Below are 24,439 nucleotides of genomic sequence, written 5' to 3'. Positions count from 1 at the left end.
GAGAAATGAACTGCACCCCAATTGTTAGACACAGTCTAACAATTGGAGGTGCAGTTTTTCTATGGCTAAATTTACAGCTGATGAAAAAATACAAATCGTTCTACGTTATTTGAACAGGAATGAAAGTTATCGAGAAATGGGTAGATCGCTCGGTATAAGTGACACAATCATTTTGAATTGGGTAAACCAATATAAACAGAATGGTCTGGAAGCTTTTCTAAAACGATGTACAAATTACACACAACAATTTAAACTAGACGTACTAAACTTTATGATTGAAAACGGTATGTCCTTATTTGAGACGGCAGCTATTTTTAATATTCCTGCCCCTTCAACGATTTCTGTTTGGAAAAAACAGCTCGAAACACAAGGAATTGATGCCCTTCAATCTAAGAAAAAGGGGCGTCCATCCATGAAAAAAGATTCAAATAAACAATTAAAACAACCTTTAGCTGAAGGGTCAGTCGAAGCACTTGAAGCACGCATTAAACAGCTTGAGATGGAAAATGAGTACTTAAAAAAGTTAAATGCCTTAGTTCAAAACAAGGAAAAATCACAAAACAAGACAAAGCGCAAGTAGTCTATGAATTAAGGCATAAATATTCGGTGAAGGCACTTGTGGAGCTAGCTACTATTCCTCGAAGCACGTATTATGATTTAGTAAAGAAAATGAATCGTCCAGATGTAGATGCCGATTTGAAAGCTGAGATTAAAGCGATTTATGAGGAAAATGAAGGTCGTTATGGTTACCGTCGCATTCGTGATGAATTAACGAATCGTGGCCAGAAAGTGAACCACAAGAAGGTTCAGCGCATTATGAAAGAGCTTGGGTTAAAGTGTGTCGTGCGTATGAAGAAATATAAATCCTATAAAGGAAAAGTCGGTAGAATCGCACCTAATATTTTGGAGCGTAATTTTCATACAGATGCACCGAATCAAGTAACAGACATCACAGAGTTTAAATTGTTTGGAGAAAAACTGTATGTATCACCTGTATTAGATTTGTATAATGGTGAAATTATTACCTATACAATTGGTTCTAGACCGACGTATTCGCTTGTTTCAGACATGTTAGAGAAAGCATTGGAACGTTTACCTGAAACCCACCAGCTACTGATGCATTCGGATCAAGGATGGCATTATCAAATGGGACAGTACGTCCGGACACTTGAATCAAGAGCTATCGTCCAGAGTATGTCTCGAAAAGGCAACTGTTACGACAACGCAGTAATAGAAAATTTCTTTGGGATTATGAAGTCGGAGTTCCTCTACATAAAAGAATTTGAAAATGTAGAGCACTTTAAAATAGAATTAGAAAAATATATAGATTATTATAATACGAAACGGATTAAGGCAAAATTAAAAATGAGCCCGGTACAATACCGGACTCACTTTTATCAAGCTGCCTAATGAAATAACCGTGTCTAACTTTTAGGGGTCACTTCAGAAAACTCGCTCTTTTTTTGTTATGTACAATAATTCATTACTATTCTAATTCAATTGAAACATTTTTTTGTGGTACAAATGTAGAAATTGCATGTTTATAAATAAGCTGTTGCTTACCTTCTGTTTCCAGCAGGACTGTAAAATTATCAAATCCTTTAATTAGTCCACGAAGCTGGAAACCATTTAATAAGTACAGCGTAACAAACGTATTTTCTTTACGGAGTTGATTTAAAAACTGATCTTGAATATTGATTGATTGCTTCATGTCGAATCCTCCTCTTTTTCTCTACTTACTATTATTCGACTTTACTTGTAACTTTCCTTCTATGTATCGTAAAATTTCTGACGTTTTTTCACCGTTTGTAACATCAAACCACGTGACATCCATTTTATTACGGAACCACGTTAATTGACGCTTTGCATAACGACGCGAATTCGTCTTTAATTGTGATACCGCATCTTCTAAAGAGACTCGATTCTCAAAATAATCATAGATTTCTTTATATCCAATCGCTTGAATAGATTGACAATCTCGTATCCCTCTATTATACAGCCCTTCTACTTCCTCTAATAGGCCTTGTTCCATCATCAAATCCACTCGTAAGTTAATGCGATCGTATAGCATTTCTCGATCCATTGTCAAGCCAATTAATGAAACATCATAGAGTAACTCTTTTTCTTGTTTCTCAATTTGGTCACTCATTTTTTCACCCGTTGTGTGGAAAATTTCTAACGCCCGAATGACACGTCGTACATTATTTGCATGAATACGCTCCGCACTTTCTGGATCTACTTCTTGCAATTTTTTATGTACATATTCCACACCGCGTTCTAAAGCTAACTTTTCCATTTGCTCTCGGTATATCACATCACCAGCATCATCTGTAAACTGATAATCGAATAAAACAGATTGTATATAAAGACCGGTCCCACCAACTATAATTGGTAATTTACCACGTTCTGTAATTTCTCGAATATGCTTGCGAACACGTTCTTGAAATTCCGCGACAGAAAATGAATCTTCCGGATTTTTTATATCGACCATATAATGTGGAATTCCGTCCATCTCTGCTTTTGTTACCTTTGCAGTTCCAATATCCATCGTTCGATAGATCTGCATGGAATCACCACTAATAATTTCACCGTTCAACGCTTTGGCAAGATCGATACTTAACTTCGTCTTTCCAACAGCAGTTGGTCCAATGATGACAGCAACTTTTTCGCGTTGCACTTCTACCATATCATTCAACTCTCTTTATGTAATATACTCCATCTATTGATTATACCCAATCTTACCAATTTTAACGGCATGATTGCAAGTTCTTTCATTTCGGTACATGAAATTATATAGAAAAAAGAACATAGTTTGTCCAATTCTGCATATACATGATAAAAATAGTTTCGAGAGGATGAGTTAACTATGAAACAATCCACCATCAATTTTTCATCTTTGACAAAAGACCTCATTTTGGCTACTTCTACAAAAGAACAAAATTGTTCACAAGAGGAATTATACTTCGCCCTAAATTGTTTACTACGGGCTTTTCATTCTACTCTCCATGAAACAACATTGCATCCAGAAAATAAAAATACAGAATATATACAAACGCAATTTTGCAGTGCATATAAAATTATTACAGGTAAAACTATTTATCCATTTCAATAATCCATAAAAAGCGGCTGCTTACATAAATTCAAGCAACCGCTTTTTATATTAATATCGATAACCTATTGTATAACTTTCACTTTTACAGATTTGCGCCCCCAGCTATTAGCACTACCATCTGAACCGACTAATACATCAATACGATTTCCTTTAATCGCACCACCAGTGTCTCCAGCAATCGCTTCTCCATATCCTTCTACCCATACTTTTGATCCAAGCGGAATTACTTTCGGATCAACAGCAATTACTTTCATATTTGGATTTGCTGTTAAATCATGCCCCATCGCAGTTAATACACGACCACCATACGAACCATTCTCACTCGGATCTGCTGTATATGCCGTCGCTTCTACTGTAATTTCACGACCACCAGTAGGCACACTTGTTTCAGTAGATTTTGCAACTGGTTTTGCAGCCGGTTTTTCTTTTACCACAGGTTTACTTGATTCTACATTCTTAATAGAATCGTTACTCTTAACAGACTCTTTATTCTTAACTACTGTATTATTTTTAACCGGCGTATTGGTTCTAGCTGGCGCTTCTTCTTGAGCTACAACCTCTTTCTTTTCGATTACAGGTGCCGTTCCTGTTAAATATGGCACGTGAACATATCCGACTTTTCCATTGTAGTCGAATTGTAACCATTCATTTTGAACTTGATTCGTCGTTTCAATCACATCATCTTTATTAAGTTTACCTAAAATTTCAGAATCAGTATTCGCTCCAGCACGAATATTTAATACGCCCGCCGTTACATAATATGTGCTCTTTGTAAACTCGGCACTTACAAACGCTTCCTTGCCGTTCAACTTAATTTTTGTCCATCCATTTTCTGTATTTATAACATCTAGTGTATTCCCACTTAACACTTTACCTACAAGCTTTGACTCTACATTTGGGTTTTCTCTAACATTTAATACGTCTGTTGTTACAATTGTTTCCGCTTTAGCAGAACCCACAAAAATCCCAAGACCAAAAACTGCTGCTGTTGCTATACCTAATAATTTTTTCATGAATAGCCTCCATTTGCTTTGTTTTTGTATTTTCATTATAGCAACAGATTTTTAGAATTTTTAGAAATCACACAATTACAAAGCATTCGTAATATACGATTAACGAGTTGTAACATAAATTTCCATATTAATAAAATGTATTTCTAATACAATCTCCAATGGTGTTCATATATTTTTCATATACGAGCATAAGAACTTTTTTCCAGAAAAAATTACAGTGTTACTTTTTTGTTACAAAAAATTCAGATTTTATTACATATTTTACCAAAAAACATCAATATTTAATTGTTAACCTATTTTTTTGTAATAAAAAGAGAGCAGCTACTAAAAGCTGCTCTCTTTTCATTTGTTATTGAACTTTCTTTTTCCAAACACCTAGCATAATAGCCGAGACAATCGTTCCAATTAATATAGAGAAAATATATAGTAACGGTTTATTTACTAACGCTATTACAAATAATCCACCATGCGGTGCTGGTAATGTAATTTGGAATAACATAGATAACGCACCTGCAATACTTGAACCAACAACACAACTTACGATTACTCGAACCGGATCTGCAGCTGCAAACGGAATCGCACCTTCTGTAATGAACGATGCTCCCATAATATAATTTGTTAAACCAGATTTACGTTCCGCTTCTGTAAACTTTGATTTAAAGAATGTAGTTGCAAATGCAATCGCAAGTGGCGGTACCATACCACCAGCCATAACTGCTGAGTGCACTCCAAAATTCTGTGCTTCTATTGCAGCAATACCAAACGTAAATGCCGCTTTATTAATTGGACCACCCATATCAATTGCCATCATACCACCTAAAATAAGACCTAGTAATATAGCATTCGTACCGTTTAAACCATTTAACCACCCTGTCAACATTTCATTTAATGCTACTACAGGCGGAATCACTGCTTTTTGCATTACAACTCCTGTAATCAATAATCCAAAGACTGGATATAACAAAACAGGTTTAATTCCTTCTAATTGTACTGGTAGTCCTGAAAATAATCTTTTCAACCCTAAAACAACATATCCAGCTAAGAAACCAGCAATTAATCCACCTAAAAAGCCAGCATTCGCATTCGCCGCTAAAAATCCACCTACAACACCAGGCATAAAACCAGGACGATCAGCAATAGAACTTGCAATAAATCCAGCTAAAATTGGTACAAGGAATAAAAACGCACCTGTTTTTCCCCCACCAATTGACATGAACAATTCAGCTAAAGGACCTTCCGCCTTTATACCACCAAACGAAAACGCTAGCGCTATTAAAATCCCGCCGCCAACAACGAATGGAAGCATATTACTTACGCCATTCATTAAATGCTTATAAATTCCTAATCCTTTTTCTTTTTCCGTACTTTCTGCCTTTCCATCTTCTTTTACACCTTTAAAGATTGGTGCATCTTGCTTTACAGCTCGATTAAGAAGTGTTTCCGTTTTTCTAATCCCATCAGCGACTGGTACTTGAATGACATGCTTCCCAGCAAAACGGTTCATTTCTACTTGTTTATCTGCTGCTACGATAATAGCTGTTGCTCGTTCAATGTCTTCTTTTGTTAAACCGTTTTTTATACCTGTTGATCCGTTCGTTTCAACTTTAATTGCGATTCCTAGCTCTGCTGCTTTTGCTTTCAAGCTATCTGCGGCCATATACGTGTGAGCGATTCCAGTTGGGCAAGCCGTAACTGCCAATACGTACGGTTCATTTCCTTCTGGTTTGGCGACTTCAATCTCTTCTTCTTTTTCATTCTCTTTTTCATCAAATAGTTGAAGAAGCTCACTTTCATCCTTCGCTTCTAATAGTTGCTTGCGAAACCCTTCATCCATTAATAATGTCGATAAACGAGACAACGTTTCTAAATGAGTATTATTCGCTCCTTCACTTGCAGCAATCATAAAGAATAAGTGTGCAGGCTGTCCGTCGAGCGACTCATAATTGATACCGCTTACACTTCTACCAAAACAAATCGATGGTTGTTTAACAGCCTTTGTCTTCGCATGAGGTATTGCAATACCTTCCCCTATTCCAGTCGTACTTTGGGACTCCCGCTTTAAAATAGCTTCTTTAAATTCCGTTTTATTATTTAAACGATTTGCCACATTTAATTTCTCAACTAATTCATCTATGACAGCTTCTTTATTTGAAGCTGTCAAATCCATAATGACTGTATCCCTTTTTAATAGTTCTGTAATTTTCATATGTTGCTTCCCCCTATCGCTTAGCTACAATTACTTGCGACAATAATTCTTCTACTTTTTCCTTCTTACATAAATCAGCTGAAAATGCTGTTGCACTCCCTGTTGCAACGCCGTATTGAAATGCCTTTTCAATATCTTTTGTCTGTTCATATTTGCCTACAAACCCTGCAACAAGAGAATCTCCGGCCCCAACTGAATTAATTACAACACCTTTTGGAACAGTCGCTTCATATATACCTTCTGCCGTAAATAATAAAGCTCCCTCTCCAGCCATCGATACGATAACGTGTTTTACACCTTGTTCAATTAATTTTCTCCCATAAGGTAAAACGTCCTCTACTGTTGAAAGCTCCACTCCAAACAACTCACCAAGTTCATGATGGTTTGGCTTAATTAAAAATGGCTTATTTTTAATTACATGCTGCAGTGCACTTCCGCTCGCATCAACTACTACTCGAATACCTTTTTCAGCTCCGAGCGCTGCGATTGATTCATAAAAGGTAGTTGGGATAGATGCAGGTACACTTCCAGCTAGCACAACGCAATCTCCCTGCTTCATACTTTCGATTTGTTTCATTAATTGTTCAAATTGCTCATTTGTCACATTAGGACCTTGCCCATTTAATTCTGTCTCTTCTTGCTCTTTTATTTTCACATTAATTCGGGAATCTCCGTCTACTTGGATGAAGTTTGTCATTACGCCTTCCTCCTGTAATACACTTTTAATAAATTGACCGGTGAATCCACCAGTAAATCCAAGTGCTACATTTTCCACGCCTAAACGATGGAGAACGCGAGAAACATTAATCCCTTTTCCTCCAGGAAACTTCATATCTTTCTCTGCTCGATTGACTGCGCCTAAATCAAAGGAATTAACTTGTACTACATAATCAATAGATGGGTTTAAAGTAACTGTATAGATCATTGTTTATCAGCCTCAATTACATTGGTTTGTCTTTTATATTTTTCTAAATCAATTTCTAAATGGTTTGTAATAATATTTGCTTCTTCAACATTTGCAATTTTCGCAAATGCAACTTCTGAAAACTTACTTTCATCAATTAAGAAATATCCTTCGTTTGCTAATGTTAATGCCATTTGTTTTAAGAGCGCTTCTTCTGGATCTGGCGTTGTAAAGCCAAGCTGTTCATGTACACCATTTGCACCTAAAAAACATTTATCAAAACGATACTTCTGCATACTTTCCTGTGCCATAGCACCGATTAAAGCTTTCGTCCTACTCTTCATCATTCCACCTAGTAAATACGCACGAATATTATTTTCAACTAAAGCTTCAATATGCATAAGTCCATTCGTAACGACAGTCACATCTTTATTTATTAAAAATGGAATCATTTCAAATGTTGTACTTCCTGCATCTAAATAAATACAATCACCTTGTTCAACAACGCTAGCCGCATAATTAGCAATTTGTTGTTTTATTTGAATGTTTTTGGATGATTTTTCAACCATCGTTGGTTCTTGCCCTTTTCCTGTTAAAACAGCGGCACCACCATGAACTCTCTTTAATAACCTTTGTTTTTCCAATTGCGCTAAATCACGACGAATTGTTGATTCAGAGCTTTCTGTTCTTTCCACCAATTGTTGTAATTTAACAATCTTCTGCTCTTTTACAAGTTGCAATATCATTTGATGACGTTCAGGAGTTAACATTTTATTCACCTCTTCTTTGATTACAGTATAATGAAAACGATCACAAAAATCAACCATAAACATTCATAAATAACCAAAATCAATCACAAACAGTTATAAATAACAAAAAAAGAAACCCATTTGATCGTTATATCAAACGGGTTTCTTTACTCGATTCACTTATAAAGAAGATTTATATATGCTTAAAACATCGTCTTTATTTAATTTTTTAAAGTTACCAAATTCACCATAAGCCATTGCTTTATCCGCCATTAAATCAATTTCATTTTCTCCAATAGCATAATCAGATAATGTTACTGGTGCCTCAATTGAAGTCCAAAATTGACGTAACGCCTGAATTCCTTCTAACGCAATTTCTCGCTCAGTCTTTCCATCTGTTTCTACATTGAATACGCGAATAGCAAACTGTTTAAAACGACTTACATTTTCATCTACGACATGCTTCATCCAGTTAGGGAATAGAATTGCTAAGCCGCCTCCATGCGGTATATCATGAACAGCAGAAACTGCATGCTCAATATTATGAGTTGCCCAGTCTCCTTTAACTCCCATCGCTAAAATGCCGTTTAACGCCATAGTACCACAATATAAAATAGTTTCTCTATGCTCATAATTTTCTAAATCACTTAAAAGCTTAGGAGCTGTCTCAATTACTGTTTTTAAAACAGATTCACAATAACGATCTTGTAGTTCTGTATTCGTTCCGTTGTGGAAATATTGCTCTAATACGTGCGACATAATATCTACCATACCGTAAATTGTTTGATCCCTCGGCACAGACGCAGTATGAACTGGATCTAAAATTGAAAACTGCGGGAAAGTAACCGGGCTACCCCATCCATACTTTTCATTCGTTTCCCAGTTTGTAATTACCGAGCCTGCATTCATTTCAGATCCTGTTGCTGCAAGAGTAAGTACAGTACCAAAAGGTAATGCCTCACTAGCAAAAGCTTTTTTCGTTACAATATCCCATACATCTCCATCGTACTTACTACCAGCAGCAATTGCCTTCGTACAGTCGATTACACTTCCTCCGCCAACTGCTAAAATAAATTCAACACCATTCTCTTTACAAATTTGAATCCCTTTCTTTACAGTCGATACACGAGGATTCGGTTCAACGCCTGTCAATTCAAATACTTCTGCATTTATATCTTTTAAAATAGAAATTACATTATCATAAATACCGTTTCTTTTAATACTGCCTCCCCCGTATACGAGAAGAACTTTTTTACCGAACTGTGGAATTTCAGTTTTCAACTGTTCTAATTGCCCTTTACCGAAAATAAGTTTCGTTGGATTACGAAATACAAAATTTTGCATATTCCTTTACCATCCCTTCTATATGAAAAGTAACTATACTTTTGTATACCATATTTTTTTCATTTCACAAAAATATTTGCCTAACAAAAAAATCCCAGCCTACAGGCTGAGATTTTTTATTGATAATAAGGTGAGATCATTAAGTAAACTATAACACCAGATAAACTTACATATAACCAAATCGGCATCGTCCAACGTACAATTTTACGATGACGTGTTAATTGATTTGTAAAACCAAATACAAGTGCAAACAATGCAAGCGGTACAATAATTGCTGCCAGGATAATATGTGTAATTAAAATGATGAAATACACATATTTAATGAATCCTTCTCCGCCAAAATGTGTTGCTGGCGCTAAGTAATGATACGATAAATAAGAAACACAAAATAGCAACGTCGTTGTAAATGCTGCCAGGATGAAACCACGGTGCATTTTCACATTCTTCTTAATAATAGAGTATAGAGCTGCTAATAAGAATACGAACGTAAAGCTATTAAAAATTGCATTTAACATTGGTAAAATTGTTACATCAAAATGTAATTCTCCTTCATAGCCAACAGGTCCAAAGAACAAAAATAAAATAATCGCATTTACAATTACAGAAAGCGTTATCACAATAGGAGCATAGCTTTTCTGATTTGTTGATTGATCCACCAAAATGGTCACTCCCTCTTCCTTCAAATATGTATACGTAACCTCACTATTTTAACATACTATTCACAGTGTAAATGTGACAATAGTTTGACACAGCAAGATAAGACAAAGAAAAAAATCCTTCTTAATAAAACTTCTTAAGAAGGATTTTATCGCTTTATTATTCAAATAGCAACGAGATTAGTTTTTGTTAAAAAATGTATCGCTATATGCTTGAAAAATTTCAGACACTTGATATCCCATTAAAGAAATTGCTGTTAATGAAAAGAAACCAATCATAAGAAATCGAAACCACATATAAATCTCCTCCTTGTATTTAGCTTAAAAAACATTCGCTATATTACAAGTTGAGTGGCACTCTTCATCGTCACTTTCCTTTTTCCTTACAATTGCTGTAATAAATCGAATCATAAAGAAAATAACAAAAGGAATTTGTTCGTAATTCACATTGGCATAGTTTAGCAACGGCTCGCGCTGCATATCGAACGGGGATGAGAAGGAATAGAACATACCTTGCTCTTCCATATATACAATTACAATTTTCATGCAAAATACGATTCCTAGAAACGAAACAATATCTTGCCATTCTGTCGTATATAACAGGTTATACAGCTCTAATACGTACTCTTCCATCATCATCCCCCCTTCCTTTTTTACCATTTTGCTCGCCTTCGTATAAAAAGTCAAGAAAAAAGTTTATATTCACTATGACAATAGTAATTACTTGTTTCTATGATTATATATGATTCTTTTATAGTAATGATTTGGTGTAACTCTCTTCGAAAATAAGAAAATTAGAATCGAACGGATTCCTCATTCTTACTTTTAGGCTTCAAAATTGTGCTATTTTTATTTCTATTAAAAATAAAATAAGAAAGTATTATAAGAACAGTAACAAACATTGTTAAAAGTGCTTGTGAACGTAAAGTATCAATTGCGAACATCGCAACTAAAACTGCTATAATAGCAGCAATTGTAACATACGTTACATACGGAAAAAGCCACATTTTCACTTTCAAATTTTGTTGTTCTACTTTTCCCATTTTTTTACGCATCTTTAAATGCGAAACTGCAATAACGAGATAAACTAGTAACGCAATCCCGCCAGATGCATTCACTAAAAACAAAAAGACTTTATCTGGAGAAATATAACTAAAAACAACGCCAATATAAGCGAAGAACGTTCCGAATAAAACGGCCCGAACTGGAACACCACTACTGTTCAATTTCAAAAACGCCTTTGGAGCATCTCCTCTTTCTGCCATCGAAAAAAGCATTCTTGAGTTTGTATATAAACCCGAATTTAAACAAGAGAGTACAGCTGTTAAAACGATAAAATTCATAATTTGTGCCGCAGCTGGTATTCCTATATGTTCCAGTACAGCTACAAATGGACTTTTTAATATGTTTGCTGAATTCCATGGCAGTAGCGTAACAACTACCGCTATAGACCCAATAAAAAATACAAGAATACGCCAAATCACACTGTTTGTTGCTGTTTTTACTGCTTTTACAGGTTCTGCAGATTCACCTGCGGCTACTGCTACAATCTCTGATCCCATAAATGAAAATATAACGACAGTAATTCCAAGCAGTACCGAACTTATACCGTTTGGCATAAATCCACCTTGTCCAATTAAATTCGAAGTGCCGGGTGCTTCTGTTCCTGGAACAAATCCTAAAATAACAGCAAGACCTAAACAAAGGAACAAAACAATACTTATTACTTTAATAAAAGAAAACCAATATTCAAACTCTCCAAATGATTTCACCGAAAAAACGTTCGTCAGCGTTAATAAAATTGTTAATATTAAACTTAATAACCAAAGCGGTATTTGTGGAATCCAATATTGGATAATACCAGCACCTGCTGTGGCTTCTATTGCAATAACAATTACCCAAAAAAACCAGTATAACCAGCCTATTGTATAACCCGCCCAAGGACCAATTGCTTCTCTTGCATACGTTGCAAATGAACCACTTGTCGGATTAACAGCTGCCATTTCTCCTAGCATTCTCATGACGAAAATGACTAGAAGTCCTGCTAATGCATATGAAACGATAGAACCTGGTCCTGCCGAATGTACAACTGCACCACTTCCAACAAACAAACCAGCCCCTATTACGCCGCCAATTGAAATCATTGTAATGTGGCGTATTTTGAGGTCTTTCTTTAGATTTTTATCCAAATCTTGTACATCCCCTTCCAAACTAAATTTTGAAATTTATGTAAGAGTACTGTGCGAAAGATTTTGTCCTATACTTTAAAATATATCAAAATATTCTGAATTTAACAATTATAATTCAACCTCCTTCAAAAATTATTACATTACGTTTAATACTTTCCCATACACAATTGTTGAGAAAATTATAGTCCCTTTACAAAAGAAAGAATTTTCAGATATTATTAAATAAACAAGATTATACATCTAGACAACTTTTTGTATAGGAGTGTTGATATGTTAAACAAGTTCAAATTTTTTTGTTGTATTTTAGTAATGTTCTTACTTCTACCGCTATCCCCTTTCCAAGCACAAGCAGCAAACAATTTAGGTTCAAAATTACTCGTTGGATACTGGCATAATTTTGATAACGGTACTGGCATTATTAAATTAAAAGACGTTTCACCAAAATGGGATGTAATCAATGTATCTTTTGGTGAAACTGGTGGTGATCGTTCCACTGTTGAATTTTCTCCTGTGTATGGTACAGATGCAGAATTCAAATCAGATATTTCTTATTTAAAAAGTAAAGGAAAGAAAGTAGTTCTTTCAATAGGTGGACAAAATGGGGTCGTTTTACTTCCTGACAATGCCGCTAAGGATCGTTTTATTAATTCCATACAATCTCTGATCGATAAATACGGTTTTGACGGAATAGATATTGACCTTGAATCAGGTATTTACTTAAACGGAAATGACACTAACTTCAAAAACCCAACTACCCCTCAAATCGTAAATCTTATTTCAGCTATTCGAACAATCTCAGATCATTATGGTCCAGATTTTCTATTAAGCATGGCCCCTGAAACAGCTTATGTTCAAGGCGGATATAGCGCATATGGAAGCATATGGGGTGCATATTTACCAATTATTTACGGAGTGAAAGATAAACTAACATACATTCACGTTCAACACTACAACGCTGGTAGCGGGATTGGAATGGACGGTAATAACTACAATCAAGGTACTGCAGACTACGAGGTCGCTATGGCAGATATGCTCTTACATGGTTTTCCTGTAGGTGGTAATGCAAATAACATTTTCCCAGCTCTTCGTTCAGATCAAGTCATGATTGGGCTTCCAGCAGCACCAGCGGCAGCTCCAAGTGGTGGATACATTTCGCCAACTGAAATGAAAAAAGCTTTAAATTATATCATTAAAGGAGTTCCATTCGGAGGAAAGTATAAACTTTCTAATCAGAGTGGCTATCCTGCATTCCGCGGCCTAATGTCTTGGTCTATTAATTGGGATGCAAAAAACAACTTCGAATTCTCAAATAACTATAGAACATATTTTGATAGTCTTTCCTTGCAAAAATAACAAAGTAAAACTATAATTAGCCCTCATCAATCGGACATTTATGGGCAATCCATGCAGGATAAAAACAGCAATAGGTCCCTTTATAGGTCCTATTGTTGTTTTTTATTTATGAAAATTACTTTGTCACATCTAAAGTTTTAAGAAACTGTTTTCCATCGACCAACATCGCACGTTCCTCTGAATCATATTGTTAAATATTCTAGTCACTCTTTTGCTTCAACACAAAAACTGAAAGTTCAGGTACACTACAAAATCTAACAGGCATCCTAGTAGTCCCAATGCCACGATTTACATATAAATATAACTGCTTACTCTTCCCCTCTACTTCATACATACCTTCAACATAGCTCTCAGCTAGTTTGGTAGTAATTAACGGACCTACAAAAGGGATTTGGACTTGTCCTCCGTGACTATGTCCTGACAGTTGAAGATCAACTGGGTAACGATTTATTTTGGTTACAACATCCGGCTCATGTACTAATAACATGTTGAAATCATTTTGTTTCAAGTTTTTTAAAGTTAAATCTATTTTCGGCTTCCCTAATAGAAAATCATCCAAACCTGATATTGTAATATATTTGCCGTTTTCCACTTTAATTTTCTGCACTTCATTTACTAATACAGAAAAACCAGCTTCCTCCATATATTTTTTGTAAAATAGACTACCGCCCCCGCCCCTATCATGATTCCCAAACACAGCATATTTCCCTAAGGGAGCGTGAATTTTCTGCAAAATAGCCTTCGCTTCTTCTCTTTCCGCACTATAAGACCCAAATTTATCTATTAAATCTCCGGTAAAAACTACTATATCTGGATGTAATTCATTCATCTTCTCCACTAAATGTTCAAGTTGCTTCAGTGTAAACTCTGGCCCTAAATGTACATCTGAAAACTGCAATATTTTTTTATTATTAAACTCTTTAGGAATTGTAGAAGCTTCTATTTCATTCCACGTAACTGTTACTAGTTTTCGTTCTATTTCTGTCGCATAATAATACAAACTTACTGGTATCATTAATATACTTATAAAACTAATAATAAATATCTTTACGATTGATTTTTTTCGTTCTTTTTTTACATGATTCGTATTCATGTTTTCACCTCTAGAAACACTTTAAATCCTTATTGTTACATTCATGTGACAACATGAACAATGTTATCAATATGTAATTCCCTCTCTATTCACTTTGACAATTTTATACAGAAGTCATAACATATTTTTATAATACATAGATTTTCGAAATTTTTTCTATTCATTCCATCATTTTATTACGGAGGGGTTATTCATGTCTGTATTTACACCAGAAGAAATTACGGAACTTGCTGCGAATTCCGGAAGAAAAAAAGCTCATTTATCATTACTCCCTATGTTAATTCTCGGTTTTTTTGGCGGTGCTTTTATAGCATTAGGGTATTTACTCGATATTCATGTTATTGGAACAATGCCAAAGGCTTGGGGATCATTTACTAGTTTTCTAGGCGCTGCTGTATTCCCTATTGGCCTTATTCTCGTTATTCTTGCAGGCGGTGAACTAGTAACTGGTAACATGATGACAGTTTCTATGGCCTGGCTTCAAAAGAAAATTACTTTATTTTATTTCATACGAAATTTAGTTATTGTTACATTTAGCAATTTCATAGGGGCTGTATTTGTAGCCTACTTTTTCGGTCATATCGTTGGCTTAACTGAAGGAGCTTTTTTAGCAAAAACTATTTCTATCGCTCAAGCGAAACTACAAGATACACCATTGCAAGCATTTATTTCTGCAATCGGATGTAATTGGCTCGTTTGTTTAGCTGTTTGGCTCAGTATGGGAAGTAAAGAATTTATCGGAAAGATTATCGGTATTTGGTTCCCGGTTATGACTTTTGTTGCGATTGGATTTCAACACGTTGTAGCCAATATGTTTGTCATCCCAGCCGCCATTTTTGCCGGTCATTTCACTTGGGCTGAATATTTTCCAAACTTTATTTTTGTTTTCTTTGGAAATTTAGTAGGAGGTATGTTATTTGTAGCACTACCTTACTTCATATCTTATAATAAGAAACTACCTGCTCATCAAGAGAAGACTGAAATGAAGAACAAATCTCTGTCCGCTTAAATGGAATGTCTATAAAGTGCCCTAAAAAATATTACAAATTTCATTTTTTTTGCGAATATATGTACGTACACTTGTTCTCGAATGTTTTATACGTTATAATAACAACTTAAATAGCATTATTTACATATGAGGTGAAAAACATGAACAAAACAGAATTAATTAAAAACGTAGCACAAAATGCTGAGATTTCTCAAAAAGAAGCTACTGTAGTTGTACAAACTGTAGTAGAATCAATCACTAACACTTTAGCTGCTGGTGAAAAAGTACAACTTATCGGATTCGGTACATTCGAAGTTCGTGAAAGAGCTGCTCGTACAGGCCGTAACCCACAAACTGGTGAAGAAATGCAAATCGCAGCTTCTAAAGTACCTGCTTTCAAAGCTGGTAAAGAACTAAAAGAAGCTGTAAAATAATGAAAAATATCCTTCTCATTTATGAGAAGGATATTTTTTTCATAACATAATTAATAAAAATCTGACCATTATGTTGTTTCTTTTGTTCTTTTATGCAAATAAAACCTTTACTTTCAAAAAAAGGTTTTGCGGTAATGCTCGCCTCTGTATATATATCCCTATGCCCTAGGTTCACTGCTTCTTTTTCTAACTTCTGTAGTATGTATGAAGCGACTCTTTTCCCTTGATAATCTTTATGCGTAAATAAACGATCTACGTAACGATCATCGTTATAATCCCCAAACCCCACAATCACACCTTTATGATCCGCTACATAGCTAATATTCTTTTCTAAAGACTGTAACCAATTTTCTCTATCTAGTCGCTCCGGTGCCCACGCCTGTAGCTGTAACTCATTATAATCTTTTGCATTAACCGTATGAACTGTTTCATAGAACAATTGTAATACTTGATCTAAATCTTCTTTCTGGAATGTTCTAATTATAATATCTTTTAACATATATAAGTCTCCTTACGAAACTACCTCTTAACTTTTCTACTACATACGATTCTATATTTCTGCTTTATTATATCGTTTTAATTTCTATACGAACAAAAAAACAATACTTATTCAAAGTATTGTTTTTTAATTCTATTCAATTACTTAATGTAGCTCTTTAAGATTTTAATTTAACTCTTTGTAATCGTAATGCATTTAATACAACGGATACAGAACTAAATGCCATCGCTGCTCCAGCAACCCAAGGGGCTAAGAAACCTAATGCCGCAATTGGAATTCCTAACGCGTTATAAGCTAATGCCCAGAATAAATTTTGTTTAATATTTCTTATCGTCATTTTACTCATAAAGATCGCATCAGCAATACTATTTAAGTCACCGCGGATTAACGTTATATCCGCTGCTTCCATCGCTACATCCGTTCCCGTTCCAATTGCCATACCAATGTTCGCTGTAGCAAGAGCAGGAGCATCATTTATCCCGTCTCCAACCATTGCTACTTTCTTACCTTGTGCTTGGAGTTTTTTCACTTCTTCTGCTTTTCCTTCTGGTAATACTTCTGCAATTACGTGATCAATACCAACTTGCCCCGCAATTGCCTGAGCAGTTTGTGTATTATCTCCTGTAATCATCACAACGTCTAGACCCATTTTCTTAAGTCTCGCGATAGCTGCTTTTGAAGTATCTTTTACAGTATCTGCAACGGCCACTATACCAGCATATTCTTTATTGATCGCAATAAGCATCGCTGTTTTTCCTTCTCGTTCTAGCGCTTCCATCGATTTAGAAACTTCTTCAATATTAATATCGAATTTCTTCATTAATCGACGTGTACCAATTAATAATTGTTTCCCTTCTACAACGGATTCGATACCGAATCCCGGAATCGCTTCAAACGTTTCTGAGCTTGGGATATCAATTTTCTTTTCTTTAATTCCTTCTACAATTGCTTCTGCAAGTGGGTGTTCAGAATTTTTTTCTGCCGCACCTACTAAACGTAGTATTTCTGCTTTGTGGAATCCATCTGCTACCATTACATCTGTTAACACCGGTTTCCCATTTGTCACTGTACCCGTTTTATCTAAAATAACCGTATCTAATCGGTGCGTTGCTTCTAAATGCTCTCCACCTTTAAATAAAATACCATACTCAGCCGACCTTCCTGATCCCGCCATAATAGACGTAGGTGTTGCAAGACCTAATGCACATGGACAAGCGATAACAAGTACCGCTATCATTTTCTCAAGTGCTCCGCCAAAATCACCAGGTGTAACAAATATCATCCATACTGCAAATGTGATAATCGCAATCACAACTACAACCGGTACGAAAATACCTGAAATTTGATCTGCTACCCTTTGAATAGGAGCTTTTGAACCCTGTGCCTCTTCTACTACTTTAATAATTTGAGCTAATGCAGTATCTCTTCCTACCTTAGTTGCTTTCACTTTTAAAAATCCATTTTTATTTATTGTAGAACCTATTACTACATCCCCAATTGACTTATCAACAGGAATACTTTCACCCGTTAACATCGATTCATCAATCGCTGACTTTCCTTCGACAATCTCACCATCTACTGGTATTTTTTCACCAGGCTTTACATAGACGATATCACCAGCTACTACTTCTTCAATCAAAATTTTTATTTCTGTTCCACCTCGCACAACTGTAGCTGTCTTCGCTTGTAAACCCATCAATTTTTTAATTGCTTCTGATGAGCGCCCTTTTGCTTTCGCTTCAAATAATTTACCTAAAATAATTAATGTAATAAGTACCGCACTCGTTTCAAAATATAAATCTGTCATATGTTCCGAAGAACCAATAGATTGAATACTTAAATATACACTATAAAAATAAGCGGCCGACGTTCCAAGCGCCACGAGAACATCCATATTCGCACTTTTATTACGTAACGCTTTATAAGCCCCAACATAAAACTGCCCACCAATGATAAATTGAACAGGAGTTGCAAGTGCTAGTTGCACCCAAGGGTTCATTAACATATCTGGTAAATAAATAAACGACGTAAATGAGAAATGACTAACCATTGCCCACAATAATGGGAAAGATAAAATAAACGAAATAATAAACTTCTTCTTTTGTCTTTCAATTTCTTGTAATCGATGATCAGTTGATGCATCTTGATCATCTGGTTTCACTTCTAATTTATATCCTAGCTTCGTAATCGCGCTCTTCATTTCATTTACATTAACTTCATCATGATTAAAGTCTACTGTAGCTGATTCTAAAGCAAAATTTACTGTCGCTTTGTTCACACCATCTAACTTATTTAAACGCTTTTCAACTCTATTTGCACATGCTGCACATGTCATTCCTGAAACAGTAAATTCAGCTTTATCACTTACAATTCCATATCCTAACGATTCAACTTTTTCTTTAAATTGTTGCGGATTTGTTTTAGTTGGATCGTACATTATTTTTGTTTTTTCAAGCGCAAAATTTACATTTGCCTCATGAACACCTTCTACTTTTTTTAGACCTTTTTCAATTCTATTTGCACATGCCGCACATGTCATTCCTGATATTTGAAGATTGGCCTCTTTTTGTTCATTCATGTCTCTCACCTCTATATACCCTTATGAGGTATAATTATTAGCAAAATAAATCGTACTTCGTTTAAAGTACGATTTATTTCCATATCTAAAAATAATTACTGAACATCGTATCCTTGGTCTTCGATTACAGCAACGATATCTTTTAATGTTACGGCAGACGAGTCGATAGTAACTTCAACAGTTCCTTCTGCTAATTGAACCTTCACTTGTTCAACACCGTTTAGCTCTTTCACACTGCTTTCGATAGCATTTACACAATGTCCACAAGACATACCTTCAACTTGTAATGTTAACTGTTCCATTTAAAATCCTCCTCTTGTTTCTTCATTATTTGTTAATCACAATTACATCTTACCATACCCCCCTAAGGTAATCAATGGTTTTGTATCATGATTTTTCAATTATTTTCTAAAAGTTTATTTTACACACACTTTTTCACATCAATACCCCGAAATCTTATTATGAAGGTAAACAAAAAAAACAAGCCAGTGACATACTAGCTTGTTTTTACGCTTTTGAAAAACGTTCAAATACAGTCATTAATTCTTCAATTGCTTCGTCACCATTGCCATCTTTAATAGCACCTGAAACACAATGACTTGTATGGTTTTTTAATACACCCATTCCTACTTTTTTCATCGCTGCATTAATCGCTGAAATTTGCACTAAAATATCCACACAATAGCGATCATTTTCAATCATATTTTGAATACCGCGGACCTGTCCTTCAATCCTCTTTAATCTATTTATAATTTGTTCTTTTTCTTTTTCTGATCTATGTGTTACCGCTTCATGCTCTTTATGACCCATATTATCACCTTCTTAAAGTTTCTCTTCATCCAATAAAACAATTGCTTTTACGAGTATACCAATTATAGCATTAATTATCTATGTATGATACCCCATATGAGTATATTTCCGCTTTATGATTATTCTTAACAACGCATTAGCTTCTTAATCTCAATTTTCAGTATACCCTTTCTTTTTGTCAAAAAAATCATTATATCTCTCATCAAAGTTCAATAAAAAGAAACAAGAATAAGCGGGGATTACCCGCCCCCGCTTATTCTTTGTCTATAATATTAAAAACTTAATTTTCAGCTATTTAATCCAAGAATTTTTTCTTTCCATATATGATTATTGCTGATCGCATACTTTTGTATCATTCACTACTGAAGTTCCTTCAACGGTTACCGTATGAAAACAGTCATTTACTCGAACTGTTACAACATTATCTTGCCGATCAATGATATGATATTCATTAAAATTTTTATTCAGAGCACTGCGAATTTGTTCTCCTTCATAAATTGGGATGCCATGCGATAAAACCCAAATAAGTCCAGCGATAGCAAGAATAGTTTTCATACGATCTACCTCCTTGGGAATATAGTGAACTTTTAATCCATACTTTTTCAGCTCTACAAATCATGATCGGAATAAACCAAGCCTTTTTGGAAATAAGTTCATTTCGTCTATTTTATGTTTATGCTAATTGTGACCGTTTTGTGACAACTTTTTGTCTCTTTAGACGAAAAGTTGAAACAAAACTTTCAAAAAGGACAATTCTACATATCAAAAAAGGTTATGGAATGTTTCATCCATAACCTTTTTTCCTATACGTAACTAATAAATCTCAATCCTTTACTTAAAGAAGTCGGCACAACAGATGCATGATTCTCCCCTTCAGCTTCATAAAACTTAAATTTAAGTTTATCGTGGTTTACTTGCAGAAGGCGCTCTGATAATTCATTTGCGCCTACAACCATATGCTCTCGTTCTAGTGACCCAACTGTAAGGAACACTCCTGTTTCAAACTTAGCATTGTTTAATTCATGTATAAGGTTCTCTTCTTTTTCAAGTACGGATTGGTTATTCCACCATATAGATGGACTACTAATAAAATAATTTTGAAAAGCATTTAAGTTTGTAAATAGTATATAAAGAGCAAATAGTCCACCTAAAGAATGTCCAAATAACGTTTGCTTACTTTTATCGATCTCAAAATTCTTTTCAATTTGTGGTTTCAGTTCTTCTTCAATAAAAGTAAAGAAATTATGTGCTCCTCCTGTTTTAGGCCACGGTTTACCGTCTGGTTTTAAAGGGGCATCTTTTGAAATTACGCTAGGCGTAAAATCATAACATCTTTCTTCCCCTGAAAATGCGCCTTCAATTGGATAACCCAATCCTACTATAACAGCTGGTGAAACACCTGTTTTTTCCGCTCTTACTGATTGTATTTTAACTGCTTCATGAAATGTTTGAAAAAAGGCATTGCCATCTAATATATAAATGACAGGATATCCTGAATCCGGTGCTGGTTGCCTCGGCTTTGAAATATGAATTTGATATTCCTTACCTTCTAATTTTGAATACATTTTCCACTGTTCTGTATTAGATGTTATAATCTGCTGTTTTTCAACTGTAGTATTCACCCTATCCCCCCCTTTTTAACTTGTTACATATATTTCGATTTTTTCTTCTTGAGATACAACGCTATCATAACCGAAACAAACAGGAGCCCCGTTATACGGATCTATCATGACACGTGCATCAATATGAAATACTTCTTTTAACACTTCATTTGTAATGATTTCTTCTGGGCTACCAGTTGTAACAATTTCTCCTTCCTTCATTGCAATAATTTCATCTGAAAACCTTGCTGCATGGTTAATATCATGTAATACCATAACAACCGTACAATTATGTTCTTTATTTAACTTCTCCACAATTTGTAATACATCTAATTGATGAGACATATCAAGGTATGTAGTTGGCTCATCTAATAGCAACACTTCTGTCTCTTGTGCTAATGCCATCGCTAGCCATACCTTTTGTCTTTGACCACCTGATAAATTTGCAATTTGTCTCGTTCGAAATTCAGAAGTTTTCGTTATATTTAATGCCCAATCAATCATTTCTTTATCTTTTGTCGTTAACTTATTTACGTTATTTCGATGTGGATAGCGTCCATAAGAAATTAATTCTTCCACTTTAAGTTCACCTGGTGCAATTGGAGTTTGCGGGAGTAAAGCTAACTGCTTCGCAATTTCTTTCGTTGAAATTGTATGTAAATCTTGCCCTTGTAAATATACTTTTCCGCTTTTTTGTTTTAAAATTCTTCCCATTGTTTTTAACAATGTTGATTTACCGCAACCGTTCGGACCTATAATTGTCGTTACTTTTCCTTCTTGTATTTCCACATTTAAATCGCGAAACACTGTAAGCTTTTCATAACTTGTTTCTAAATTTTTTGCACTTAAAATACTCACTTTTATTCCTCCTCTTACGCTTTCGCCTTATAAAGTAAATATAAGAAATACGGTACACCGACAATAGAAATAACGATTCCAACTGGTAACTCTACAGGTGTGAAAACTGTTTTTGCAATAAAGTCTGAGGCAACTACAAGAAACATTCCGATTACGCCGCACGTGGGAATTATATACTTATGTTGAATACCGACAAGTCTTTTCGCTATATGCGGTGCCATTAAGCCAATAAAACCGATACTCCCTGAAACAGCAACACATGCACTCACAAGCCCGATACTGCTTAATAATAAAATCGATTTCTCTCTTTCTACTGAAACACCTAAACTTGTAATACTCGTTTCTTCCAATTGAAATAAATCTAGTAAATATGCTTTCTTTTGTATAAGTGGAATTAAAATAATAAGCCATGGTAACATAGCCACAATATACTTCCAGTTCGCACTATATATGCTTCCAGAAACCCACACTGCAGCCATCTCGAAATCAGTTGACTTCATTTTGAGTGATAAGTACATAGAAAAGGCCCCAAATCCTGATCCAATTGCAATCCCTGTTAATAAAAGTCGCTGCGAATCTAACTTACCGTTTTTCCAAGAAAAAAGATAGATGATAATAGCAGCACCTAATCCGCCGACTAAACCAAACATTGGCATCATCATAATAGAAACCCAGTCTGTGCTTTTTAATTGTCCTTGAAAGAAAAACATAAAAATGACGATCGCTGTTCCCGCACCGGCATTTACTCCTAAAATACCTGGGTCTGCCAATCCATTTCTCGTAATCCCTTGAATAACGGCACCCGCAACACCAAGGCCTAATCCTACTAATCCAGCAATTACGATACGTGGAAGACGAAACTCAAAAATAACTAAATCATGTTCTGGTACTGGATCAATTCTAAAAAGTGTTTTAAACACATCTGTAATCGTAATGTCGAACGTACCATTTGTTAAACTAATATAAATAGCACATAGTATTAAAAATATAATAATCCCCATCGTCATTCCGAAACGTTGACTTGAACTTTTAAGCATGTCTCTCTCCTCCTCTTGTACGGATTAAATAAAGGAAGAAAGGAATTCCAATTAAAGATGTTACGACTCCAATTGGCGTTTCAAATGGATAATTTACAAATCTACTTAAAACATCACATAACGCTAAGAAAACCCCACCAATAACGCCTGCACATGGCAATATCCATTTATAATCTACTCCAATTATAAAGCGGGTAATGTGCGGAATAATTAAACCTACAAAACCAACTTTTCCTACTAAAGCAACTGCTGTTCCTGTTAAAAAAATTACCGATAAAATTGCCATCGCTTTAACTAGTTTTGTACGCTGTCCTAAATTAATAGAAACCTCTTCGCCTAATGAAAGAATGGTAATAGATTTTGATATTAACAATGCTAAAATTATTCCAATTATCCCAAACGGTATCGTAATTTTAATTATATTAGGATCTACTTGATCTAACTTTGCATTAAACCAAAAACTAACATTTTGAGAAATTTGGAAATACGAAGCCATGGCAGCCGATACACTGCTTAAAAATGTTCCAATAACTGTTCCGATAATTGCTAACCTAACTGGTGATAAGCCATTTTGAAGGAGCGAACCAAAACCAAACACGATACCGGCTCCGAGTGCAGAACCAATCATTGAACATACAACCATACCAATTGATGACATTCCTGGAAGAAAAATCATACAAAGTGTAATAACAAAGGCAGCACCATCCGTCACACCCATAATAGAAGGGGATGCAAGATAGTTTCTTGTCATCCCCTGCATAAGTGCTCCTGATATGGCTAGAAATGCTCCGACTAAAAGAGCTGCAACTACCCTTGGTAAACGTGAAGTAATAATAATATTATGATTTACATCACTTGAATCAAAATGAAATAATGCGTTCCACACTGTTTCAGCATCAATACTTTTCGCCCCATACAAAATCGAAAGTATAACTGTAAATAAGATGAGTATGGGTGCTATACATAATATAGTTACTGGTACTGCATTTGTTTTCTGCATATCATTCAACGCACC

General features: G+C 35.1%; 25 protein-coding genes. 5 read left to right on the top strand and 20 right to left on the bottom strand.

Annotated elements, in window-relative coordinates; genetic code table 11:
• Positions 1 to 61: 61 nt before the first annotated feature.
• A protein-coding gene (locus ACTFRY_RS06025; RefSeq protein WP_098616356.1) for an IS3 family transposase occupies positions 62 to 1,410 on the top strand; the annotation gives its coding sequence in 2 pieces (ribosomal slippage) (positions 62 to 515 and positions 515 to 1,410; 1,350 coding nt in all).
• Between the two features lie 76 nt (positions 1,411 to 1,486).
• Here the strand turns inward: ACTFRY_RS06025 and hfq are convergent.
• Together hfq and miaA are read right to left on the bottom strand one after the other, a co-directional pair.
• The gene (gene hfq, locus ACTFRY_RS06020) at positions 1,487 to 1,711 is read right to left on the bottom strand and encodes an RNA chaperone Hfq (protein ID WP_000813896.1); all 225 of its coding nucleotides are present in this window, start codon (positions 1,709 to 1,711) and stop codon (positions 1,487 to 1,489) included.
• Between the two features lie 21 nt (positions 1,712 to 1,732).
• A complete protein-coding gene (gene miaA, locus ACTFRY_RS06015; RefSeq protein WP_098616355.1) occupies positions 1,733 to 2,686 on the bottom strand; it encodes a tRNA (adenosine(37)-N6)-dimethylallyltransferase MiaA in 954 nt (317 codons plus the stop codon).
• Positions 2,687 to 2,866: 180 nt separating this feature from the next.
• On the opposite strand from miaA, the gene ACTFRY_RS06010 reads away from it, so the two are divergent.
• Entirely contained in the window at positions 2,867 to 3,112 is a 246-nt protein-coding gene (locus tag ACTFRY_RS06010; RefSeq protein ID WP_000814429.1) for a hypothetical protein, read from the top strand.
• A gap of 62 nt (positions 3,113 to 3,174) precedes the next feature.
• On the opposite strand, the gene entD is transcribed toward ACTFRY_RS06010, so the two are convergent.
• The 8 genes from entD to gabP all read right to left on the bottom strand — a co-directional run bounded on the left by entD (position 3,175) and on the right by gabP (position 12,173).
• The gene (gene entD / locus ACTFRY_RS06005) at positions 3,175 to 4,125 is read right to left on the bottom strand and encodes a cell wall-binding protein EntD (protein WP_086392618.1); all 951 of its coding nucleotides are present in this window, start codon (positions 4,123 to 4,125) and stop codon (positions 3,175 to 3,177) included.
• Between the two features lie 349 nt (positions 4,126 to 4,474).
• Entirely contained in the window at positions 4,475 to 6,331 is a 1,857-nt protein-coding gene (locus ACTFRY_RS06000; RefSeq protein ID WP_098616353.1) for a PTS fructose transporter subunit IIABC, read from the bottom strand.
• Positions 6,332 to 6,344: 13 nt separating this feature from the next.
• Positions 6,345 to 7,256: a 1-phosphofructokinase gene (gene pfkB / locus ACTFRY_RS05995; protein ID WP_098616352.1), complete on the bottom strand. Its 912-nt coding sequence runs from the start codon at positions 7,254 to 7,256 to the stop codon at positions 6,345 to 6,347.
• Entirely contained in the window at positions 7,253 to 8,005 is a 753-nt protein-coding gene (locus ACTFRY_RS05990; protein ID WP_000957264.1) for a DeoR/GlpR family DNA-binding transcription regulator, read from the bottom strand. Before ACTFRY_RS05990 ends, pfkB begins: the two co-directional genes overlap by 4 nt.
• A gap of 159 nt (positions 8,006 to 8,164) precedes the next feature.
• Complete coding sequence (locus tag ACTFRY_RS05985) at positions 8,165 to 9,328, bottom strand: iron-containing alcohol dehydrogenase (RefSeq protein ID WP_016118497.1); 1,164 nt, start codon at positions 9,326 to 9,328, stop codon at positions 8,165 to 8,167.
• Positions 9,329 to 9,444: 116 nt separating this feature from the next.
• Positions 9,445 to 9,987 carry a DUF420 domain-containing protein gene (locus tag ACTFRY_RS05980; RefSeq protein WP_000228314.1) on the bottom strand — a complete coding sequence of 181 codons (543 nt, stop codon included), beginning with the start codon at positions 9,985 to 9,987 and terminating at the stop codon, positions 9,445 to 9,447.
• A 318-nt stretch (positions 9,988 to 10,305) separates the two neighbouring features.
• Positions 10,306 to 10,644, bottom strand: coding sequence for a hypothetical protein (locus tag ACTFRY_RS05975; protein WP_002000550.1), 339 nt, complete (start codon positions 10,642 to 10,644; stop codon positions 10,306 to 10,308).
• Between the two features lie 134 nt (positions 10,645 to 10,778).
• A complete protein-coding gene (gabP, locus tag ACTFRY_RS05970; RefSeq protein WP_000360107.1) occupies positions 10,779 to 12,173 on the bottom strand; it encodes a GABA permease in 1,395 nt (464 codons plus the stop codon).
• Between the two features lie 270 nt (positions 12,174 to 12,443).
• Here gabP and ACTFRY_RS05965 point away from each other — a divergent pair, with 270 nt between their 5' ends.
• Positions 12,444 to 13,526: a chitinase gene (locus tag ACTFRY_RS05965; RefSeq protein WP_065845270.1), complete on the top strand. Its 1,083-nt coding sequence runs from the start codon at positions 12,444 to 12,446 to the stop codon at positions 13,524 to 13,526.
• Between the two features lie 199 nt (positions 13,527 to 13,725).
• On the opposite strand, the gene ACTFRY_RS05960 is transcribed toward ACTFRY_RS05965, so the two are convergent.
• A complete protein-coding gene (locus ACTFRY_RS05960) occupies positions 13,726 to 14,619 on the bottom strand; it encodes a metallophosphoesterase (RefSeq protein WP_098616351.1) in 894 nt (297 codons plus the stop codon).
• Between the two features lie 193 nt (positions 14,620 to 14,812).
• Here ACTFRY_RS05960 and ACTFRY_RS05955 point away from each other — a divergent pair, with 193 nt between their 5' ends.
• Positions 14,813 to 15,628 (top strand): formate/nitrite transporter family protein, encoded by an 816-nt coding sequence (locus tag ACTFRY_RS05955; protein ID WP_000110530.1) that lies wholly within the window; start codon positions 14,813 to 14,815, stop codon positions 15,626 to 15,628.
• Between the two features lie 140 nt (positions 15,629 to 15,768).
• Positions 15,769 to 16,041 (top strand): HU family DNA-binding protein, encoded by a 273-nt coding sequence (locus ACTFRY_RS05950; protein ID WP_001043904.1) that lies wholly within the window; start codon positions 15,769 to 15,771, stop codon positions 16,039 to 16,041.
• Between the two features lie 19 nt (positions 16,042 to 16,060).
• Here the strand turns inward: ACTFRY_RS05950 and ACTFRY_RS05945 are convergent, their stop codons facing one another.
• The 9 genes from ACTFRY_RS05945 to ACTFRY_RS05905 form a co-directional block, all read right to left on the bottom strand.
• Positions 16,061 to 16,540, bottom strand: a complete 480-nt coding sequence (locus ACTFRY_RS05945) for a GNAT family N-acetyltransferase (RefSeq protein ID WP_136986435.1) — start codon at positions 16,538 to 16,540, stop codon at positions 16,061 to 16,063.
• 157 nt (positions 16,541 to 16,697) lie between these two features.
• Positions 16,698 to 19,118: a heavy metal translocating P-type ATPase gene (locus ACTFRY_RS05940; RefSeq protein WP_098616350.1), complete on the bottom strand. Its 2,421-nt coding sequence runs from the start codon at positions 19,116 to 19,118 to the stop codon at positions 16,698 to 16,700.
• A gap of 95 nt (positions 19,119 to 19,213) precedes the next feature.
• Positions 19,214 to 19,420: a copper chaperone CopZ gene (copZ, locus tag ACTFRY_RS05935; RefSeq protein ID WP_000436973.1), complete on the bottom strand. Its 207-nt coding sequence runs from the start codon at positions 19,418 to 19,420 to the stop codon at positions 19,214 to 19,216.
• A gap of 205 nt (positions 19,421 to 19,625) precedes the next feature.
• The gene (locus tag ACTFRY_RS05930) at positions 19,626 to 19,928 is read right to left on the bottom strand and encodes a metal-sensing transcriptional repressor (RefSeq protein WP_000509876.1); all 303 of its coding nucleotides are present in this window, start codon (positions 19,926 to 19,928) and stop codon (positions 19,626 to 19,628) included.
• A gap of 327 nt (positions 19,929 to 20,255) precedes the next feature.
• Complete coding sequence (locus ACTFRY_RS05925) at positions 20,256 to 20,483, bottom strand: hypothetical protein (RefSeq protein WP_000849103.1); 228 nt, start codon at positions 20,481 to 20,483, stop codon at positions 20,256 to 20,258.
• A 248-nt stretch (positions 20,484 to 20,731) separates the two neighbouring features.
• Entirely contained in the window at positions 20,732 to 21,550 is an 819-nt protein-coding gene (locus tag ACTFRY_RS05920; protein WP_098616349.1) for an alpha/beta hydrolase, read from the bottom strand.
• A gap of 15 nt (positions 21,551 to 21,565) precedes the next feature.
• Positions 21,566 to 22,387: an ABC transporter ATP-binding protein gene (locus ACTFRY_RS05915; RefSeq protein ID WP_000025773.1), complete on the bottom strand. Its 822-nt coding sequence runs from the start codon at positions 22,385 to 22,387 to the stop codon at positions 21,566 to 21,568.
• A gap of 14 nt (positions 22,388 to 22,401) precedes the next feature.
• Positions 22,402 to 23,424 carry a FecCD family ABC transporter permease gene (locus ACTFRY_RS05910; protein WP_000920451.1) on the bottom strand — a complete coding sequence of 341 codons (1,023 nt, stop codon included), beginning with the start codon at positions 23,422 to 23,424 and terminating at the stop codon, positions 22,402 to 22,404.
• A complete protein-coding gene (locus ACTFRY_RS05905; RefSeq protein WP_001173058.1) occupies positions 23,417 to 24,424 on the bottom strand; it encodes a FecCD family ABC transporter permease in 1,008 nt (335 codons plus the stop codon). Before ACTFRY_RS05905 ends, ACTFRY_RS05910 begins: the two co-directional genes overlap by 8 nt.
• Positions 24,425 to 24,439: the final 15 nt, after the last annotated feature.

Source organism: Bacillus cereus group sp. MYBK195-1, assembly GCF_051916605.1.
GTDB lineage: Bacteria > Bacillota > Bacilli > Bacillales > Bacillaceae_G > Bacillus_A > Bacillus_A cereus.
Note: the sequence above shows the minus strand (reverse complement) of the source record. Positions and strands in the feature narration are given on the sequence as shown.

Excerpts from the sequence above, each read along its gene's own strand:
- hfq (WP_000813896.1), bottom strand. The coding sequence starts at position 1,711 with ATGAAGCAATCAATCAATATTCAAGATCAGTTTTTAAATCAACTCCGT.
- miaA (WP_098616355.1), bottom strand. The coding sequence starts at position 2,686 with ATGGTAGAAGTGCAACGCGAAAAAGTTGCTGTCATCATTGGACCAACT.
- ACTFRY_RS06010 (WP_000814429.1), top strand. The coding sequence starts at position 2,867 with ATGAAACAATCCACCATCAATTTTTCATCTTTGACAAAAGACCTCATT.
- entD (WP_086392618.1), bottom strand. The coding sequence starts at position 4,125 with ATGAAAAAATTATTAGGTATAGCAACAGCAGCAGTTTTTGGTCTTGGG.
- ACTFRY_RS06000 (WP_098616353.1), bottom strand. The coding sequence starts at position 6,331 with ATGAAAATTACAGAACTATTAAAAAGGGATACAGTCATTATGGATTTG.
- pfkB (WP_098616352.1), bottom strand. The coding sequence starts at position 7,256 with ATGATCTATACAGTTACTTTAAACCCATCTATTGATTATGTAGTACAA.
- ACTFRY_RS05990 (WP_000957264.1), bottom strand. The coding sequence starts at position 8,005 with ATGTTAACTCCTGAACGTCATCAAATGATATTGCAACTTGTAAAAGAG.
- ACTFRY_RS05985 (WP_016118497.1), bottom strand. The coding sequence starts at position 9,328 with ATGCAAAATTTTGTATTTCGTAATCCAACGAAACTTATTTTCGGTAAA.
- ACTFRY_RS05975 (WP_002000550.1), bottom strand. The coding sequence starts at position 10,644 with ATGGTAAAAAAGGAAGGGGGGATGATGATGGAAGAGTACGTATTAGAG.
- ACTFRY_RS05965 (WP_065845270.1), top strand. The coding sequence starts at position 12,444 with ATGTTAAACAAGTTCAAATTTTTTTGTTGTATTTTAGTAATGTTCTTA.
- ACTFRY_RS05960 (WP_098616351.1), bottom strand. The coding sequence starts at position 14,619 with ATGAATACGAATCATGTAAAAAAAGAACGAAAAAAATCAATCGTAAAG.
- ACTFRY_RS05955 (WP_000110530.1), top strand. The coding sequence starts at position 14,813 with ATGTCTGTATTTACACCAGAAGAAATTACGGAACTTGCTGCGAATTCC.
- ACTFRY_RS05950 (WP_001043904.1), top strand. The coding sequence starts at position 15,769 with ATGAACAAAACAGAATTAATTAAAAACGTAGCACAAAATGCTGAGATT.
- ACTFRY_RS05945 (WP_136986435.1), bottom strand. The coding sequence starts at position 16,540 with ATGTTAAAAGATATTATAATTAGAACATTCCAGAAAGAAGATTTAGAT.
- ACTFRY_RS05940 (WP_098616350.1), bottom strand. The coding sequence starts at position 19,118 with ATGAATGAACAAAAAGAGGCCAATCTTCAAATATCAGGAATGACATGT.
- copZ (WP_000436973.1), bottom strand. The coding sequence starts at position 19,420 with ATGGAACAGTTAACATTACAAGTTGAAGGTATGTCTTGTGGACATTGT.
- ACTFRY_RS05930 (WP_000509876.1), bottom strand. The coding sequence starts at position 19,928 with ATGGGTCATAAAGAGCATGAAGCGGTAACACATAGATCAGAAAAAGAA.
- ACTFRY_RS05925 (WP_000849103.1), bottom strand. The coding sequence starts at position 20,483 with ATGAAAACTATTCTTGCTATCGCTGGACTTATTTGGGTTTTATCGCAT.
- ACTFRY_RS05910 (WP_000920451.1), bottom strand. The coding sequence starts at position 23,424 with ATGCTTAAAAGTTCAAGTCAACGTTTCGGAATGACGATGGGGATTATT.
- ACTFRY_RS05905 (WP_001173058.1), bottom strand. The coding sequence starts at position 24,424 with ATGCAGAAAACAAATGCAGTACCAGTAACTATATTATGTATAGCACCC.